This window comes from uncultured Dubosiella sp. (genome assembly GCF_964018005.1).
GTDB classification, from domain to species: domain Bacteria; phylum Bacillota_I; class Bacilli_A; order Erysipelotrichales; family Erysipelotrichaceae; genus Dubosiella; species Dubosiella muris.
In genome coordinates this window covers 37031-54914 of sequence record NZ_CAXHOA010000003.1, presented here as the reverse complement: position 1 = coordinate 54914, position 17884 = coordinate 37031, and the positions used below count along the sequence as shown (strand labels likewise).

The 17884-nt window shown below is 51.2% G+C and carries 18 protein-coding genes, 1 tRNA gene and 1 pseudogene; 7 read left to right on the top strand and 13 right to left on the bottom strand.

The features are described 5' to 3' along the window. Window positions 1-177: 177 nt before the first annotated feature. Window positions 178-939, bottom strand: coding sequence for an AIM24 family protein (locus ABNS49_RS03110; RefSeq protein WP_135980182.1), 762 nt, complete (start codon window positions 937-939; stop codon window positions 178-180). Window positions 940-1083: 144 nt separating this feature from the next. On the opposite strand from ABNS49_RS03110, the gene ABNS49_RS03105 reads away from it, so the two are divergent. Next, complete coding sequence (locus ABNS49_RS03105) at window positions 1084-1629, top strand: hypothetical protein (protein WP_135980181.1); 546 nt, start codon at window positions 1084-1086, stop codon at window positions 1627-1629. Between the two features lie 566 nt (window positions 1630-2195). Here ABNS49_RS03105 and ABNS49_RS03100 read toward each other — a convergent pair. The 4 genes from ABNS49_RS03100 to ABNS49_RS03085 all read right to left on the bottom strand — a co-directional run bounded on the left by ABNS49_RS03100 (window position 2196) and on the right by ABNS49_RS03085 (window position 5428). After that, a complete protein-coding gene (locus ABNS49_RS03100) occupies window positions 2196-2375 on the bottom strand; it encodes a hypothetical protein (protein WP_168353578.1) in 180 nt (59 codons plus the stop codon). A 291-nt stretch (window positions 2376-2666) separates the two neighbouring features. Then, window positions 2667-3914 (bottom strand): hypothetical protein, encoded by a 1248-nt coding sequence (locus tag ABNS49_RS03095; protein ID WP_135980179.1) that lies wholly within the window; start codon window positions 3912-3914, stop codon window positions 2667-2669. Next, window positions 3901-4470: a serine O-acetyltransferase EpsC gene (epsC, locus tag ABNS49_RS03090; protein WP_277820802.1), complete on the bottom strand. Its 570-nt coding sequence runs from the start codon at window positions 4468-4470 to the stop codon at window positions 3901-3903. The genes ABNS49_RS03095 and epsC overlap by 14 nt, the downstream gene beginning before the upstream one ends. 133 nt (window positions 4471-4603) lie before the next feature. After that, on the bottom strand, window positions 4604-5428 hold the full coding sequence (locus tag ABNS49_RS03085; RefSeq protein WP_135980178.1) for a mechanosensitive ion channel family protein: 825 nt from the start codon (window positions 5426-5428) through the stop codon (window positions 4604-4606). 112 nt (window positions 5429-5540) lie between these two features. On the opposite strand from ABNS49_RS03085, the gene ABNS49_RS03080 reads away from it, so the two are divergent. Next, a complete protein-coding gene (locus ABNS49_RS03080) occupies window positions 5541-6476 on the top strand; it encodes a Gfo/Idh/MocA family oxidoreductase (RefSeq protein ID WP_168353577.1) in 936 nt (311 codons plus the stop codon). 52 nt (window positions 6477-6528) lie between these two features. On the opposite strand, the gene ABNS49_RS03075 is transcribed toward ABNS49_RS03080, so the two are convergent. Together ABNS49_RS03075 and ABNS49_RS03070 are read right to left on the bottom strand one after the other, a co-directional pair. Further along, window positions 6529-6616, bottom strand: a tRNA-Ser gene (locus ABNS49_RS03075). 113 nt (window positions 6617-6729) lie between these two features. After that, on the bottom strand, window positions 6730-8208 hold the full coding sequence (locus ABNS49_RS03070) for a family 1 glycosylhydrolase (protein WP_135980176.1): 1479 nt from the start codon (window positions 8206-8208) through the stop codon (window positions 6730-6732). A gap of 209 nt (window positions 8209-8417) precedes the next feature. Between ABNS49_RS03070 and ABNS49_RS03065 the strand changes: the two genes are divergently transcribed. From ABNS49_RS03065 to ABNS49_RS03055, 3 genes are read left to right on the top strand one after another with little or no spacing between them, the layout of a single operon-like run. Further along, entirely contained in the window at window positions 8418-10256 is a 1839-nt protein-coding gene (locus ABNS49_RS03065) for a YgiQ family radical SAM protein (protein WP_135980175.1), read from the top strand. Further along, window positions 10225-10746 carry a hypothetical protein gene (locus tag ABNS49_RS03060; RefSeq protein WP_135980174.1) on the top strand — a complete coding sequence of 174 codons (522 nt, stop codon included), beginning with the start codon at window positions 10225-10227 and terminating at the stop codon, window positions 10744-10746. Before ABNS49_RS03065 ends, ABNS49_RS03060 begins: the two co-directional genes overlap by 32 nt. Window positions 10747-10804: 58 nt before the next feature. Beyond that, window positions 10805-11227, top strand: coding sequence for a hypothetical protein (locus ABNS49_RS03055; RefSeq protein ID WP_288342539.1), 423 nt, complete (start codon window positions 10805-10807; stop codon window positions 11225-11227). Between the two features lie 274 nt (window positions 11228-11501). Here the strand turns inward: ABNS49_RS03055 and ABNS49_RS03050 are convergent, their stop codons facing one another. The 3 genes from ABNS49_RS03050 to ABNS49_RS03040 all read right to left on the bottom strand — a co-directional run bounded on the left by ABNS49_RS03050 (window position 11502) and on the right by ABNS49_RS03040 (window position 13176). Further along, window positions 11502-12104 carry a zeta toxin family protein gene (locus ABNS49_RS03050; RefSeq protein WP_135980171.1) on the bottom strand — a complete coding sequence of 201 codons (603 nt, stop codon included), beginning with the start codon at window positions 12102-12104 and terminating at the stop codon, window positions 11502-11504. Further along, entirely contained in the window at window positions 12079-12300 is a 222-nt protein-coding gene (locus ABNS49_RS03045) for a hypothetical protein (RefSeq protein WP_135980169.1), read from the bottom strand. The genes ABNS49_RS03050 and ABNS49_RS03045 overlap by 26 nt, the downstream gene beginning before the upstream one ends. 234 nt (window positions 12301-12534) lie before the next feature. Next, the gene (locus ABNS49_RS03040; RefSeq protein WP_168353576.1) at window positions 12535-13176 is read right to left on the bottom strand and encodes a hypothetical protein; all 642 of its coding nucleotides are present in this window, start codon (window positions 13174-13176) and stop codon (window positions 12535-12537) included. A 331-nt stretch (window positions 13177-13507) separates the two neighbouring features. On the opposite strand from ABNS49_RS03040, the gene ABNS49_RS03035 reads away from it, so the two are divergent. Both ABNS49_RS03035 and ABNS49_RS03030 read left to right on the top strand, forming a co-directional pair. Further along, window positions 13508-13990: an RNA polymerase sigma factor gene (locus ABNS49_RS03035; protein ID WP_288342536.1), complete on the top strand. Its 483-nt coding sequence runs from the start codon at window positions 13508-13510 to the stop codon at window positions 13988-13990. Further along, window positions 13977-14564 (top strand): hypothetical protein, encoded by a 588-nt coding sequence (locus ABNS49_RS03030; protein ID WP_135980163.1) that lies wholly within the window; start codon window positions 13977-13979, stop codon window positions 14562-14564. Before ABNS49_RS03035 ends, ABNS49_RS03030 begins: the two co-directional genes overlap by 14 nt. 177 nt (window positions 14565-14741) lie before the next feature. On the opposite strand, the gene ABNS49_RS03025 is transcribed toward ABNS49_RS03030, so the two are convergent. The 3 genes and pseudogenes from ABNS49_RS03025 to ABNS49_RS03015 all read right to left on the bottom strand — a co-directional run. Then, the gene (locus ABNS49_RS03025; RefSeq protein ID WP_135980161.1) at window positions 14742-15956 is read right to left on the bottom strand and encodes an FprA family A-type flavoprotein; all 1215 of its coding nucleotides are present in this window, start codon (window positions 15954-15956) and stop codon (window positions 14742-14744) included. Window positions 15957-15969: 13 nt separating this feature from the next. Further along, window positions 15970-16713, bottom strand: coding sequence for an FAD-binding protein (locus tag ABNS49_RS03020; protein WP_348687923.1), 744 nt, complete (start codon window positions 16711-16713; stop codon window positions 15970-15972). Window positions 16714-16740: 27 nt separating this feature from the next. Next, a pseudogene (locus tag ABNS49_RS03015) lies at window positions 16741-17877 on the bottom strand (acyl-CoA dehydrogenase); the annotation flags it as partial. Window positions 17878-17884: the final 7 nt, after the last annotated feature.

Here is a 17884-nt window from a genome sequence, read left to right as displayed (position 1 = left end):
AATTCCCCCTTTCTAAAAGTGGTTTGCACATGGAACAGGTGCTCTCCAGCAATTTCAGTTTAGCATTTTTCATTGTTCACACAGATTGTAACGCTCAAAACATCCCATATTTTGTGAGTCAATCCCAATAAACGGCTCCATTTCCAGCAAAAAAGGATGCCGAAGCATCCTGATTTTCTAGGCAACCGGGGCCATGAGCACTTTGCCTGTTCCCCGAAACACGTTGACCAGACCTTCGCCGCTCGCAGCGGAACCGACAAGCGTTTTTCCCGCCCGCTCAACGGTAAATTGAAGGTCGGCACTCCATGCCACCGCCATGGAGCCGTCGATTTTCAGCTCGTCGTTTTCCAGTGTGATTTCGATGAGCTCTTCTTTCGGATAGCGGCTTTCCAAAATCGCCACGCCCGATCCGCGCAGGCACAAGTTAAACAGACCTTCGTTTCCCGCCACCGCGCTGGATAGCGACTTGCGGGAAACGACTTTGCGCTCCAGCCGCTCGGAGCACGCCAAAAACATGCCGTCTTCCAGCACGATACCGCTGCCCCATTCCGACACGTCGACCGGCAGCAAATATTTGTAGGTCGGCTCGGTCATGACGACGCCTTCACCTTGGTATTCCGGCTTGATCCCGGCCTCGCCGGTCACGCTGCCGCCAATCATCTTCCCGAAAAAGTCGCCGACGCCTTTGACGCCCGTCGTCGCGTTGACGTTGCCGGCTGTCCACTGCATCGCGCCGGCTTGCAGCACGATGCCTTCGCCGCGGCTTACCTGGCATAAAACCTGCCGCTTGCGGATGTTCATTTTCGAAGCGTAATATTCCATGGAGGCGTCGGCGATGTTAGTCGAGCGCTCCTGCTTGTACTCCCAAATCGTGAACGGCCCGGCCTGGGCCGTCATTTCAATATTGGGATTGTTTTTGAGATTTTTAATCGTATACATAAAAACTTCCTTTCCGTGCTTTTGAAACACTTTCACTTTTCCATCATAGCGTATTTTCCGGAAATCGGCACACGTTCTCCAAATCTTTCCGCTTTTTTGCCGGCACCGATATACAAATTTCCATCTTTTCGCTACAATAGTCGAATGAAACGTTTTTGGATTCTTTTGTATGGCTGGCTGCTCAATCCGGCGCTGAACGCGCTCGTCTTTTTTATGATCGACCCGTCGTATGACAATTTAAGCTATATCGGCAACACCCTCCACCATCCGCTCTTTTTGTGGATTTGGGCCGTGTCGAGTGTGATTGGTATGTACTGGTTTTCCAAGTCGATTTGGAACAGGTACCATATTTCGTACCAAAAATTCCTCCACCTTTTCATTTGCGCCGGCATGCCGCTTTCGTGCGTCGTGCCTTACGATCCCGGGCTGCCCGGCTGGGTCAACGACATCCACGTGTGGCTGGCGATCGTGTGCGTTTGCGCCTTCATGCTTGAATGGATCGTCACGTTTTTCCAGCCTGTCTTCACCCTTTCCAAAGCGTACCGCCAACTGGGCTTTTCCTTGATGACCGTGTTCGCTCTCAGCTTCTTATGTCTGACAAGCGCAGGCCACGTCAACGCTTTGTGCGAGATGGCGTTTAGCGTCGGCGTCAATGTGGTGCTGGCGTGGAGTTTGGTTCGCGAACCATGAAACGTCATTGGGAAGGGAAAACGCTTCGTCCCATCGGCAACGTTAAACGACGCATTTTTCACGCTGTCAAATTCGTCTACCGGTTTTTGAGCCTTTACAGCCCGTATAAAATGAAAGTTTCGTATTGAAAGCAAAAAGAAGATATCCGCAATGAAAAGGATGATTTCTTGTATTTCGTTTAGACGATAGATGGAAGAATCAAAAAGAGGAATTGACTACAAATTTTGTTTCTCGATTGCGTTCTCCATGTCAACGCAAAATTTAGGACGGATTCCTTTTTCGTAATTTACAATATAAGATCTAAAATCTCGAATGATTTGTTTGATGTTTTTTTTCAATCAAAGCAAGAACAAGTTCTCCATACATGTCGTCATTCATTTGGTAAGGGAGTAAATATTTTGGGTCAACTGGAAAAGCTTTTGAATAATGGATTCCATGATGGTTTCTATCACGGGTAGTGGAACGCGTAGGCAATGCGAAATAAGTGTTTTTAGGACAAAAACCGGATATATTTGAGCGGAGTGGCAAAGCAAAGGTATAATCTTTCTTTTTGTATTTTATCTTGATCAAGATGAGACAGGGCCTTCTATGCATCTCTCTCTTTTACCCGTTAACAATTCTGGATCTGAATCTTTAAGGTCTTTAAAAAAGTTATGATGAACCATACCAACTTTGATTTTTCGTTTATTTTGACTTCCCATAGTCTTCCTTTCTATAAAAAAAGGCAATATTCTTCGCTTTCGCATCCCGTCATCCTCGGGCTTCAAAGGAAATTTCAACTTTCCAAATTAATTATATTGGTGCAGTTAAAACTGTCAATGAACCGGAAAGCGAACTTTTTCTATGCATCGCAATCCAAAACGCGGCTTTTGTTGTTTCGTTCGGCATGTTATAAAGCTTTTTTTGTCAACACAACGCAATCATAAACGCCGATGCTTCCATCCGTTATTCCTATTTCAACGAATATACCCTTTTTGCTTTCGCAAGGAAAGGTGTAAAAAAAACGGAAAGGCCAAAATCTTTCCGTTTCAATCGTCTTACATTTCCTCGTCCGACAAATCCATGTTGTCGATCTTGTCGAGGTACGCTTTCGCGTTTTTGACAAAATACAATTTGTTTCCGATTTGCACGACTTTCTCAAAATACATTTTCGCGACTTTGTATTCTTCCTGCACGAAGCTAATGAGCGCAATATAGTAGCTGGCGTCCGCTTGCTGAAATGGAAACGGAGAGCGCTTGAGCGCGTTCAAGTAAAACTTCTTGCATTCGTTGAAATCGCCGTTCATGAGATTCACTTTGTTTTTGATGGAAGCGAGCTCCTCCGAACGAATCATGACGCCGGTCGGACCAAAATTCAAACGAACCCGCGACGCCTCCTCCTCGGCTCTTTCAAGCGCTTCCTCGTCTTTGAGCAAATAGTCGATATACGCCATCAAGCTCCAGTACGTCAGCGAGCTGGCCGGATCTTTACGCGGATACGTAATCAGCACATCCTGGGCAAGTTCCGGGTCGTTCATATAAATGAGGCATTGCGCGAAGAGCGCCTTTTGCGTCAGACGGATCTTTTTCCCTTTCGTCGAATAATAAATGATGGCCGACGCGCACGCTTCCGGATCGCATTTTTCATAAAGCAGCTTCGTGATCGGAATGAAGCACGACGTCCGGTACCGAAGCAGGGCGTTGAACGCCATCATGTAAAAAAACAAAGCAATAATCAGGATCCACAAGTTGTTGACGAACAACATGATGCAGAAGATCGCCACGATGCCCAGCGCGTAAATCGCGGAAACCCGCTCCACGTTTTTCCGGCACGCGATCGCCATTTCCTTGTACTCGGGCAGCAGCGCGTGGTGGATTTGATAAATCCGCACGATTTCCTGTTCGTCGCTGATTTTGCGGGACCGCATTTCACGCGTCATGTTCGAGCGCAGCGAAAGCCATCCGTACAACGACAAGATCATCATCGGGATGACAAGCACGATGCTGGCGATAAACACGTAATCGGGCGCGATAAACAACATCGCGAAAATCATGAACGGCGCCCACTGGCTCAGCGGCATGAGCATTTGCGTAATCAGGATCACGTTGACGATGCCGGCCACGGTCATGCCACCGGCCACATAAGTCAAAACGATGTTCGACTTCATGAACGAAATGACTTCCGCCGGCAAAATGTCGGCGTTCATGATCGCGGAATTTGAAAAGGTGAACGCCATGAGCAAGACACCGGCAAAAAATGAAATGAGTAAAACAAAAAACTGCGACTTACATTTATATTTCCACATAATTTTCCTTTTTCTCTTCTAGTTTTTCCTCTTTTAAAATATTGCGCGCCGGCAATCCAACGGCCGTGGCGTAAGGCGGCACATCCTCGAGGACGACCGCGTTGGCTCCCACTTTGCTGCCTTTTCCCAGCGTGATGTTGCCAAGCACCTTCGCGCCCGACCCCACGTAGGCGCCATCTTCCAGCGTCGGATGCCGCTTGCAGTCGGTCGAACCCCGCCCGCCCAGCGTCACCCCGTGATACAGCTGGCAATCGTCGCCAATGATCGTCGTCTCGCCAATGACGACGCCCATTCCATGGTCGATGACTAGCCCTTTGCCGATTTGAGCGCCCGGATGGATCTCGATCCCCGTCTTGTGGCGGGCCCGGTTCGAAATCCAGCGCGCCAGCAAATGGTGTCCGCGCACCCAAAAGTGGTGGGCGATGCGATAATGGTACAACGCCTTGATGTGCGGATAAATAAACAGCACTTCGAATTTCGATTTGGCGGCTGGATCCAGCGCCATCGTTCGTTTGATATTATACGACGCGAGTCGTAAAATTGAATTCTTAGACATGGGTTAATTTTATTAATTTTTCATTCAAATTGCAAGGTGTCTTGCTTTCAAACACATACAATCACACAATGGAACGCGGCCGGCCGGATCCGTTTTTTCGCGTTCGCGCGCTTCCAATAAAAAAAGGAGCGATTCACTCCGAATCGGAGGAGGAATCGTCCGCTTTAGGCTGTGGCTGAAACTGTTTCAAATTCGATACGATCTTGTAGTTGAAATCTTCCTTGCAGCGCTCGTAGTCTTCCCAGTCGACGTACGCAATCAGCAAAATATTGGCGTAGCCTTCCACGACTTTGTCCACCGTCACGCGCAGCGGCGGATCTTTCAAAATGCGCGGATCCCCTTCGACAATCGCCTGGATGCGCGCGCACACTTTGGGAATGTCGTCCGGCAGCTTGACCGGAATCACGAGCCGCAAACGGCGGGTTGGCGTTTGAGAATAGTTCGTGACCAAATTGGTCACGATTTCATCGTTGGGCACGACAACCAGCTTGTTGTTGTCGGTCACCAGCGTCGTGAACATCAGCTCAATCGACTTGACGACCCCTTTGTGCTCGTCAATGCGAATATAGTCGCCCACGACAAACGGCTTTGTCAAAAGGATTTGAATGCCGCCCGCGACGTTGGCCATGTTGTTTTTCACAGCCAGCGACACGCCCAGTCCCAAAGCCGACACGAGCGCGACGATGCTTGTCATATTGATGCCAAGCTGCTCGATGGCAAGAATAATTGAAAAGACGATAATCGTGATATTTGAAAACGAAGCGAGAAACGTCAGCGCGCCCTGATCGGGAGCGTTGCGGGCCGCGCGCATCAAAATCCGCTTCACGAACGGTCCGAGCACGACCCCGCAAACGACTTCCAGAAGCGGGATCCACGCCTTTTCCAAAAAAGGTCCGAGATGAGTGAAAAACGCTTCAAAATTCAAATCCGAAATATGAAATTGATACAAACCATCCATGTTCCATCTTCCCCCTTATTTTCATTCCTCTTTATTGTACCGTTTTCGCGCACGCAATGTTAACTTCCTGCCTTCTTTCCGTATAATAGAAACAAAGAAAGAAGGGATGCAAATGAAATGGGGGATCATCGGCGCCGGGAACATCGCCCACCGGTTCGCCCAATCCATCGCGCGCATGGAAAACGCCTCGATTGCCATGGTATGCGGACGCGACGAGGAAAAACTCAAACGATTTTGCCAGCGATTCGAAATCGGGTGGTATACGCTGGATCCAGAAACGCTGCTCAACGATCCGGCCATCGAAGCCGTCTATATCGCGTTGCCGCACCGACTGCACGCCAACGCTGTTCTTGCCGCGCTGGCTCGCAAAAAGCCCGTGCTGTGCGAAAAACCGCTCGCGATCGACAGCGAGGAAGTAAAAATGATCATCGAGGCGGCCCAAAAAAACGACACCTTGTGCATGGAGGCGATGAAAGAGCGCTTCACGCCGGCGTATCACGCCTTGAAACATGCTTTGCGCGCCAGAACACCCGCCTATCTGGATGTGACAATGGATCGGCAGTTCGCCTACGATCCCGACTCCTACGTGTACCAAACGCCGGGCGGCGGCATTTTGCTGGACTGCGGCGTGTATGGAATCGCGCTGATGCAGGACTTGATGAAAGACCGGAAACTGCTTGACGTGGCGTGCGAATCACGCGTGGCGCATGGAGTCGACGTGTTTGACCGCGTGATTTTCACATACGAGGGCGCGACGTGCGCCATGGAATGCGCCTGCGACCGGACAAAAGACGTCCAAGCCGTCATAGGAGCGAAAACCTGGTCGATCACGATTCCAAACTTCCATCGGGCAGAAGGCTGGACGCTGGAGGAAAACGGAATGGCGAACCCATTCGTCTATCCTTACGAACAGGATGATTTTTATGGCGAAATCGCCCACTTCGAACAACTTGTGCGCGAAGGAAAAAAAGAAAGCGACATCATGCCGCTTCAGGACTCGCTGGCTTGCGCGCAAATGATGGATCGAATCGCGCGCGAATCCAAATAAAAGAAAAAAGCGCCGGGCGAAAATCGTTCGGCGCTTGCGTTGTAAAAAAAAATGGCGGAGAGTAAGAGATTCGAACTCTTGGTAGCTTTCACTACACAGCCTTTCCAAGACTGCACCTTAAGCCGCTCGGACAACTCTCCGTTACCCGTTTATAATAATGGATGCTGTCCTTTTTGTCAAACACGATTTTGAATTTCCTTCTTTTGCGCCGTTAAAAAAACGCCGGGCGTCCCGACGTTCTTTTTGCTTATTGTTAATCCAGGTCTTCCCCGTTGGACTCGTACACTTTTTTCATATAAAAGAACGAGTCCTTCTTGCTCCGAGACAAATCGCCGTTGCCGTCGTCATCCATGTTGACATACACGAAGCCGTAGCGCTTGCGCATTTCGCCCGTTCCCGCCGACACGAGGTCGATCGAGCCCCAAGGCGTGTAGCCCATCAAGTCGACACCGTCGATTTCCACCGCATCCTTCATCATCTGGATGTGGTCGCGCATGTAGTTGATGCGATACGGGTCGTGCACGCTGCCATCTTCCTCGACTTTGTCCAGCGCGCCCAATCCGTTCTCGACGATCATCAACGGGATCTGGTAGCGGTCGTAAATCTCGTTGAGCGTGATCCGCAAGCCGAGCGGGTCGATCGTCCAGCCCCATTCCGACGCCTGCAAGTGCGGATTTTTCACGCCATGCGACTGGTTGCCCGCGCTCGACTCCTTGTCGTCGGTTTTCGCCGCGATTGCCTGCGAGCTGTAATACGAGAACGAGTAGAAATCCACGACGCCTTCTTTCAACAGCTCGTCATCACCCGGATCCTTATCGAGCGTGATCCCTTCGCGCTTCAGCTCGTTAATCTTCCATTGCGGATATTTGCCGCGCACCTGCACGTCGCCATACAGCCACTTGCCATGCCGGCTGTCGTCGAGTTCGGCGAACACGTCCTTTGGATCGCACGAGTACGGATACGACACGCCATGGGCGATCATCAAGCCGATCTTGTTTTCCGGGTCGATCTCATGTCCCACTTTCACCGCGTACGCGCTGCCCACAAACAAGTTGTAGCGCGCCTGCTCCGCGTTTTGCCGGTTCGAAATATGGTCGTGCACGCCATTCATCATAAAGTTGGTGTTGATGTTGATCTCGTTGATCGTCAGCCAGTAGTGCACGAGGCCTTTGTAGCGCTCGAACAACAGCTTCGCGTACCGTTTGAACGCCTCCAGCGTATGCTTCGACACCCAGCCGTCGTAGGCGTTGGCCAAATGCAGCGGACAGTCGAAATGGTAAATCGTCACAAGCGGCTCCATGCCCAGACGCTTGCACTCCTTGAACACATCCTCGTAAAACTGCAGGCCTTCCTCGTTTGGCGTCTCGTCGTCCCCGTTCGGGAAAATACGCGTCCAGTTGATCGACATCCGGAAGCATTTAAATCCCATCTCGGCGCTCAGCGCCAAATCTTCCTTCCAGTGATGGTAGAAGTCCGTCGCCACGTGGCTTGGATAGTACGTGTTCTCGTCGACGATGACTTCCGCGCCCAACGGCACTTCCTCCATGTTGCCGAATTTTTTCATCGTGCCATCCGGCATCTTCGCGATAAACGTGCGCGGAACGCCATGGATGCCATCGCCACCCGTCAGCGCGTCCGCGACGGCCAGGCCTTTGCCGCCCGACAAATAGCCTCCTTCATACTGGTTGGCCGCGCTCGCGCCGCCCCACAAAAAATCTTCTCGAAAACTCATTTACAATTCCGCCTTTCTCTTTGTCTTTATTATCAATCCAATTTTGCCTGGACGCAACCGCTTTCATTTTTTTGGAACAACGTTTCGCAAAAAGTCCCCTTCCCGTCAAAACACTTCGACACGCCGCGGACGACGAGGAAACCATTGATTATTTTTCCTCCATCTTGTACCATGGAAACGATTTACGAGAAATAGAAACGAGGTGTCTTATGGCATTTTTACCGACAACGGCCGCTGAAATGAAGGAAGCCGGACTCGACCAGGTCGATTTCGTCTATGTGAGCGGCGACGCGTACGTCGACCACCCGTCGTTCGGGTGCGCGATCATTACCCGGACGCTTGAAACGTTTGGCTACACGTGCGCGATTCTCTCCCAGCCCGACTGGAACAATGACGAGGAGTTTCTCCAGTTCGGCACGCCGCGGCTCGGCTTTTTGGTGAGCGCGGGCAACATCGACTCGATGGTCAACCACTATTCCGTCAACAAGCGCCGGCGCGACAAGGACAACTACACCGACGAAGGTGTGATGGGAAAACGGCCGGACCGGGCCACGATCGTGTATTCGCAAGTGCTCAAGCGTCTGTTCCCGGACGTTCCCGTCCTCATTGGCGGCATTGAGGCGAGCTTGCGCCGTCTGGCCCACTACGACTACTGGGACGACAAGGTGCGCCGCTCCATCCTCATGGACAGCCAGGCCGACCTGCTCATGTTTGGCATGGGCGAAAACACGATCATCGAAGTCGCCGACGCCCTGGCCAGCGGCATGGACGTCAAAGATATTTGCTATATAAGAGGGACGGCGTGGAAAACGAAGTCGCTCGATACCATTTTTGACGACTACATCGTGCTGCCTTCGTACAACGAAGTGAAAACGAATAAAAAATCGTACGCGAAAAGCTTCATGACCCAGTACGAGAACCAGGACGCGATCAACGCGCGCATGCTTGTCGAGCCGTACGATGGCTGGTACGTTGTCGTTAACCAGTCGCCGCTGCCGCTCACGCAGGAACAAATGGATTTCACGTACGCTTTGCCGTACGAGCGCACGTTCCATCCCAAATACAAATACGTGCCCGCCATCGAGGAAGTGCAGTTTTCCATCACGAGCAACCGCGGCTGCTTTGGCAACTGCACGTTTTGCGCCATCACGAGCCACCAGGGTCGCGTCATTTCCACCCGCAGCACCGAAAGCGTCGTGGAGGAGGCGAAGCAAATCACCCGGATGAAAAACTTCAAAGGGTACATCCACGACGTAGGCGGTCCGAGCGCCAACTTCTCGCGCCCGGCGTGCGACAAGCAAGTCGAGCACGGCGCGTGTCCGAAAAAGCAGTGCTTGTGGCCCAAACCATGCAAAAACATGAAAGTCGACCATTCCCACTACGTGGAGATGCTGGACGCGGTCCGGGCGTTGCCGAACGTCAAAAAGGTGTTCATCCGCTCGGGCATTCGCTACGATTATTTGATGTACGATAAAAACGACGACTTTTTCGACCGGCTCGTCCAGTACCACATTAGCGGCCAGCTTAAAGTCGCGCCCGAGCACGTGAGCGCCGAAGTGCTCGACAAGATGGGCAAGCCGCGCAAAGAGCTGTATTTTCAGTTTGTCGACAAGTTCAACGCCAAAAACAAGGAGTTTGGCATGAACCAGTATTTGGTGCCGTATTTGATGAGCTCCCATCCGGGCAGCACGCTCAAGGACGCCATCGAGCTGGCGTGCTACTTGAAAAAGATCCACCACACGCCAAAGCAGGTGCAGGACTTTTATCCGACGCCGGGCACGCTGGCGACGTGCATGTACTACACCGGTCTGGATCCGCGCAACATGAAGCCGGTGTACGTGGCCAAGACGTTTGAGGAAAAGCTCGAGCAGCGGGCGCTCATGCAGTATTCGTATCCGAAAAACTACGACATCGTCAAAAAGGCGCTCATCAAAGCGGGTCGCGAGGATTTGATCGGGACCGGGCCAAAGTGTTTGATCAAGCCGTATCCGCCAAAGGGCGACTATAAAAAACCGTATGGCAACCAAAAACGGCGCCCTCACCGCTAAGGAGCTGACGCATTGCGCCATGCTGGGCGCGCTGTTTTATATCGTGTTCCACATGTTCGCCAATCTTTTATATGTGGAAGCGATCACCTTTTCCATTTTCGTGTGCGCCCAGGTGTTTTCAAGAAAGGAAGTCGTGATGGCGTGCGCCTTGACCGGCCTTTTGCAGCTGCTTTTTCATGGCTTCATGCCGTGGAACGTGGCGTACGCGCTCATTTTCCCCGGCTACGCCCTTTGGTTTGCCACTTTGAAAAAAGCGGTAAAAAAGCACGAGTGGATCGCGTGGATCAACGGCGCCATCGCCGCCCTGTTTCTTGGGCAGCTCGTTGATTTGCCGTTTATCCTGTTTGACAAAAAGCTTACGATTCTCTACATCCTCATGGGTTTGAAAACGTCGATCATTCAAGCGGGCATCGTGTTTTTGGAGTTTGTGTTCCTGTACGACCCGTTCGTTCGCGCGTTAAAAAAGATCGTACGATCTGGAAATCGTTAATGGAGGAGAAAGGAAGCTGGGCCCGGATGTACCAGCATCAATTTGAAGGAGAGATTGAATGAATAAAAAATGGATCGCCGCGCTGATCGCGGTCGTTGTCGTGGGCGGGCTCGCGTGGCTGCTTAGCCAAACGACAAAAAAAGAGCCGGTTGACGGCTACAAGGAAGTGCACGTCACGATCGTGGACCAAGATGGAAAAACCGTGCTGGACGAAAACTTTGAAACCGACGCGCCGACGCTGACGAAGTTTCTGGAAAGCACGCCGAAACTGAAAGCCACAATGGAGCAAGGCGAGTATGGTTCGTTGCTGACGGAAATTTACGGTTTGAAACAAGACATGGACAAGGGCCCATGGCTTGTATACGAGTCGGAAACGAACACGTCGTGCAAGGAGGCGGGCGGCTACTGCCCGGCGATGGACGATGTGACGCTGGACGCCAGCGACGCGTTCACGTTCAAGCAAATCACGAGTTTTGAATAAATGGAAGGAAACACTCCTTCCTTTTTTTGATACCAAAAAGAAAAAGAAGATACTTTGTTTTCTCAACAAGTTTTTCACACCGAAGAACAACAGGATTAGAGGATGTTAAAATTTGGCGGATCCCCGCTTCTTTTTCAATAAAACCGGTCAGTCGCTTCGGATCGTTTCCTGTCAGAATCTCATGAAAGCAAAGAGAATGCGCAAAAAAAACAGAAGGATTATAAATTTTCCTTCCGTTTCGCAACAGACGTCATGTCAAATCCAGATTGCGTTTTTAATGAGAATAATTTAAATTTTTCTTTTCTATCTCCTTAATATTGGTTAAGGCTTGAATATCCTCTAAGTGCCAGTCTTCACAAGAATCGAAGAAAAAAATTGTTTTCCGCTTTTTGAATATTCGGAAAGGAGCATCACCTGAATTATCATAAATATGGCAAATATCACAAACAGGAATCAAATCTTTCAGTAACTTTAAAGCTCGATCATATCGAGAGATGATTTTTTCTTCTGGAACATCATGTCCTCCCGATTCCACTCGGGATTTTATACGCCACACATTGATTCCGGGATCAGCTGTCAATACATAGTAACAGCGAATGAAATACCCTTTCTTTTTCGCATCTTTCAAAAGATTTAAATTTCTTGGAGTAGATAGAACTGTTTCAAAGGCAAACTCAGACATAGATTGAACATGTTGTTGTCTTTGCTTTTCTGCTAATTGGGCAGCTTCCAAATCAGAACACTTTAAATTTTTCTTGATTTCATCCGCATTGATATAGTCGATTGGAGGTTTTAGCAATTCGGTAATCGTGCTTTTTCCAGAGCCATTAGGCCCTGCGAATACGACAATTTCAGGCTTCTTTTTTGAGTTGTTCACTATAACGTCCTTTTCTAAGACGAGTCCCTACTTTTTCCATTGTTCCATCGCTATTTTCTTTGTAAATCGAATTGGAACCCCGATCATACCGAATAATGGAAACATCCATCGCCTTTCTTTTGGCTAATTCAAGTTCAACCGCCGCTTGCACGCGTTTTACAACCGTTTCATCGGAAATAGAATAGTTACGATTCATAAGAAACCTCCTTTTTTTAAATATATCATAAACAAGAATGAAAACCTACAAATAGGGCAGATAAGAGATGAATAAAAAAAGTCAAAGAATATCACGCTGGCGTACAAGACTTGTGCACGCGAGAAATGTTGGATTCGTACTTCCATTTCTTTTTCAATAAAACCGGTCAGCCGCTTCGGATCGTTTCCTGTCAAAATCTCATGAAAGCAAAGAAAATGTGCAAAAACGGAAGGATTATGAATTTTCCTTCCGTTTCGCAACAGACGCCTTGCAAGCCTCTTCGTTTTCCATCTCCTTTAAAAATTGTTCCGAATACACCGTGCCATCGAGGCAATGCGCAAACAGCCAGTCTTTCAAGGTGTTTTCCTCGCCATCAAGAAGCGTTCGAAACGTCGTGTCCAGTTCCACCGGAATTTGAAGTACGCCTCTTCCGTTTTCAATCAGGATCTTGTTGGCCGCCAGCAGGGCGACGCTTTCGCTGTCATATTGAAACCATGGCAAGCGCGTCATCCCAATCAAAACCGAGATCGCCCGCTCCGTCTCGTTTTCGATTCGCATCCACCCATCCCAATCCGCCTTCGCCTGTTCCGGTCGTTTCAACCATCCCTCGTGCCCGAAAGGAGCGACAATGCGATGAAGTATCTCGACCGTTCGCCAGTCTAATGGCGTGTCGATCGTGTCCAGCATCCATTCCCACGCGGCGCGAAGCGCGAGGATCCGGTTCGATTCGGAAGGCTTTATTTCCGGAACGGGTACATCGTTCAACAAATCGTTCGTTCGGGCGTATGAAATCGGGATACCCGCTAAATTCGCGCTCTTCCATATCGAATCGGGCAAAACGCGTCTTGTGGCCAGCACGTTGTCCGTTTTCGTCATGTTGAATTTGTCGATCATAGGCCTTCATTGTATCCCATCAAGCCGGATGACGCGGTCGCACGCTTTGGCCACATAGTCGTCGTGCGTGACGATCACGATCGTCTTTCCTGCATCGCGCATTCCTTGCAGCAATCGCAAAACGAGCGTCCGGTTTTCCGGGTCCAGGGCGCCGGTCGGCTCGTCGGCGGCGTAGAATGATCAAAACCACAAAGGAACGCTCACGCTTTTTGGATAGCCCCGTATCCTTTACATTTTTTCATCTTTTTTGTCACCTTTTCATCGTTTGCGTCGTAGTATGGGTGAAAGATCTTTCCAAGAAAGTGAGGAGCTTATGCGCATACCTGTTGAAATATTGATTCCGCGTTACAAAGACCATCTTTTTGGCGCCGCGTTTTCTGTCACCCAAAACCAGGCAGACGCGCAGGACGCGGTCCAAAACACGTTCATCCGCTATCACCAGTCCAGTCAGGCGTTCGATGGCGAGGAACACATTCGCCTCTGGCTGTTTCGCACCGTGTACAACCAGGCCAAAGACATTCGCAAGTCGTTTTGGAAGCGGAACAAAGTCAGTTTGGACGAAGTCGTCGACGCCTACTATCCGGCCCCTTCCAGCCACCGCGACTTGTTTGAAGCCGTGCTGCGGCTGCCGGAAAAACAACGAAGCGCGATGCAGCTGTACTACTATGAAGACTACTCCATCAAGGAAATCGCGGCGATTTTGGGATGCAAGGAGGCGGCCGTCAAAAAACGGCTGTCCCGGGCCCGCGCCACGCTCAAACAAAAGCTTCAGGAGGAATGGGATGAAAACGAATAAACAAAAATACAAGGACACGTTCGCCTCACTGACGTGTATCGAACCAATCAAAGTGGAGGAAAAAACGATGAAAAAACAACATAAAATTTCTTTGGCGTTCGCGATGAGCGCGCTCGTGCTCGTTTTGAGTGGTGGAACGATTTGCTACGCGAACGACGTCGGCGGCATCCGCACGATCGTCACCAGCTGGTTTGAAGGCAAACAAACCCAAATCGAGGCGGTCGACGACGGCGATCTTGGCTACAACTTTTATAAAGAAAACGAAGACGAGCCGTTCATGGGCGGAGGCGGCGTCGCCTTTGAAAACGGCAAGGAAGTAAAGCTGTCCGCCGAGGACGTTCTGGAAGCCAACGCCCGCTACGTCGACAAAAAAGAAGATGGCACGATCATGGTGTATGACCACGATCTCGCGCTCGACATCACCGACTATATCAAGGACGGCCAGGCGAAACTGATCGTCAGCCGCGAAGGCGAGGACATATACTGGAACATCGAGGTCGACGACAATTCCGTTTCCGTGGAAACAAATCCAAACAAACCGCTCGACGCCGACCAGTATGTGCGCGTACAGTAAAAAAGACGAGGGATTTCTATTCGATGAAATCGCCTCGCTTTTTTTTCGAACGCTTCTTGAACTTCTCACACGATACCGCAAGTATATCTGATAAAAACCTATTTTTTCCATTTCTATTCGATCCATCGAAAAAAGCAGTCCGTTTTCTTTGGACTGCTCTTTGATTCTTTCTCTTTCTTATCCGCGCATCGACTCTTTGATCGACAACGCCAAACCATCCAGCTCCTCTTCCTGCCCGTCTTTGAGGCGGGAAGCGATCGTCAGCCGGTCGTTGAGCACGGTCATCGTCTTCATTTGCTCGTCGAGGAACTCGGAAATCAAGTCGCCCGAACGAATCGCCCACGAACCGTTTTCAATGACCGCCACCGTGCGGTTTTGCACGTTGAGCGCCTTCATGTCTTCCAAAAAGCTCAACATCACCGGGAAGATGCCCAGGTTGTACGTGCACGAGGCGAGCACAAGATGGCTCTTCTTAAACACTTCGGCAATCAAATACGACACGTGGGTGTTCGACACGTCGAACACGTCGACATTTTCGACGCCCAGCTCGCAAAGCTTTGCTGCCAGCGCCTGCGCCGCCTGCTCCGTGTTGCCGTACATCGACGCGTACACGATCGTCACGCCCTTTTCTTCCGGCTCGTAGCTGGCCCAGTGGTTGTATTTGTCCAGCAAATACCCAAAATCGTTGCGCCATACCAAACCGTGCAGCGGACAGATAAACTTGATTTGATCAAGCACCGGCTCCGCCTTTTTCAAAATTTTGCGAATGTGCGGTCCGTACTTGCCTACGATATTCGTCAAATAGCGGCGGTTCTCGTCCAGCCAGTCGCGGTCGTAGTTCACCTCGTCGTTGAACAGCTTGCCGTCCAGCGCCTTGAACGAGCCAAACGCGTCCGCGCTAAACAGCGCCCCGTTCGTCAAATCGAGCGTCACCATCGCTTCAGGCCAGTGCACCATCGGCATGAACAAAAACGTCAGCTTGTGGTCGCCCACGTCGATCACGTCGCCCTCGTTGACGACGATTTTCTTGTCCTCGTCGATTTGGAAACCAAACTGCTCCGCCAGCTGGAATCCTTTCGTATTGCCAATGATTTGCGCGTTCGGGTACTTCGTGATCACTTCCTGCAAGCTCGCCGCGTGGTCGGGCTCCCAGTGGTTGACCACGATATAGTCGAGGTCGCGCCCATCGAGCACATATTCAAGATTTTCCAGCATCTGCCGGCACGCGTCCCAGTCCACCGTATCGAACAACACCGTTTTCTCGCCCGTCAGTACATAGGAATTGTAGCTCACCCCTTCCGGGATCGGGTGGATATTTTCAAACAACGTCAACCGGTGGTCGTTGGCCCCGATCCACGTTAACTGATCCGTTACTTCTCTTACGACATGCATCGTTATTCCCTCCTTACGCCTTTTCAAAATTGGATTTTGGTTCCGAGCATTCCGGGCACACCCAGTCTTCCGGCAGCTGTTCAAACAATGTGCCCGGTGCGATGCCGTTGGCCGGATCGCCCTTCATCGGATCGTATTCATAGCCGCAGCCGTCGCAAACCATGACCGCGTAGTCCGGTTTTTCCTTCTTCACCGTCGCACGACGCACTTTTTTCATCGGACCCGCCGGCTTTTTCTCGCCCGTGTCCAGCGCCTCGGCCAGCAGCGGCAAAACCTCGTTGACATCGCCCACGATGCCATAGTCGCAGTTTTTGAAAATCGGCGCGTTCGGATTCGTGTTGATCGCCACGATCGTTCCCGCGTTCACGATGCCCTTCAAATGCTGCACAGCCCCCGAGATACCGCACGCGATGTACAAGTTGCCGTTGAATTTTTGCCCCGACATACCGACATACCGGTCGATTGGCACGTATTGCAGCGTTTCCGCCACCGGTCTGGACGAGCCGATCGCCGCGCCAGCCGCCTTCGCGACGTCTTCAATCAGCTTCATATTTTCTTTCGGTCCAATGCCCTTGCCGGCCGAAACGACGCGGTCCGCCTTCGTGATTGGCGTGTCGATCGGAATGCCAACCGTGAAATCGTAGCCATCCGCTTTCAGGTTCTCAACGAGCGCGTCAACCTTCTCCTGCGCGCTGCCCTTTTTATACACGATTTTCTTACGCGGTCCGGTGATGTTTTTCGCCGCTTTGACCGGCATCGCCGCGCCCTTTTCCTTTTTCGGCGGCTTGCCTAGCAAGTGCGATGAAATCACGACCCGCATGATCTCGTTCGTTCCCTCGTAGATTTGCGTGATCTTGGCGTCGCGGTACATTCGCTCGACATCCATGCCTTTCAAATAGCCGTTGCCGCCAAAGCACTGAATGGCTTCCTCGGTCACCTTGACCGCCGTGTCCGAAGCGTACTGTTTCGCCATCGCCGCTTCCATACCGTAGCTTTCGTGGTTTTCCTTCAATTCGGCCGCGCTGTACACAAGCATTCTCGCGGCCCGTATTTGTGTCGCCATGTCCGCCAGCTTGAACGACATGCCTTGCTGGAACGCGACCGGCTTGCCAAACTGCACCCGGTCCAGCGTGTAGTTTTTCGCGCTCTCGAACGCGCCTTGGGCGATGCCGAGCGCCTGCGAAGCGATGCCGATGCGGCCGCCGTCGAGTGTCGCCATCGCGATCTTGAAGCCTTCGCCCTCCTTGCCAAGCAGGTTTTCCTTTGGCACCTTCACATCGTCGAACAGCAGCTGCGCCGTCGCCGACGAGCGAATGCCCAGCTTGTCGTAGTGGTCGCCAATCGTGAAGCCTTCCCAGCCTTTTTCCACGATAAACGCGCTAATGCCGCGCGTGCCAATGTTCGGCGTCGTGACTGCGAACACGACATACGTGTCGGCCTCGCCGCCGTTGGTAATAAAGATCTTTTCGCCATTGAGCACGTAGTGGTCGCCCTCCAAAACGGCCGTCGTCTCCGTGCCACCCGCGTCCGAACCGGCGTTCGGTTCCGTCAATCCAAACGCGCCGATTTTTTCGCCTTTCGCCAGCGGAACGAGATACTTTTGTTTTTGTTCTTCCGTTCCAAACGCGAAGATCGGCCAGCTGCCCAGCGAGACGTGCGCCGATAAAATGACGCCCGTTCCGCCATCGACGCGCGACAATTCCTCGACCGCGATCGAATAACTCAAAATATCCTTTCCCATGCCGCCGTATTCTTTCGGATACGGAATGCCTAGCCAGCCTTTTTGGCCCATTTTCTCTACGACATCGCGCGGGAAATGGCTTTCCCGATCCCACTGGAACGCGTACGGCTTGATTTCGCTTTCCGCGAATTCACGGATCTGGGCACGAAGCTGTTCGTGCTCGTCGGTACATCGAAACATGTTAACC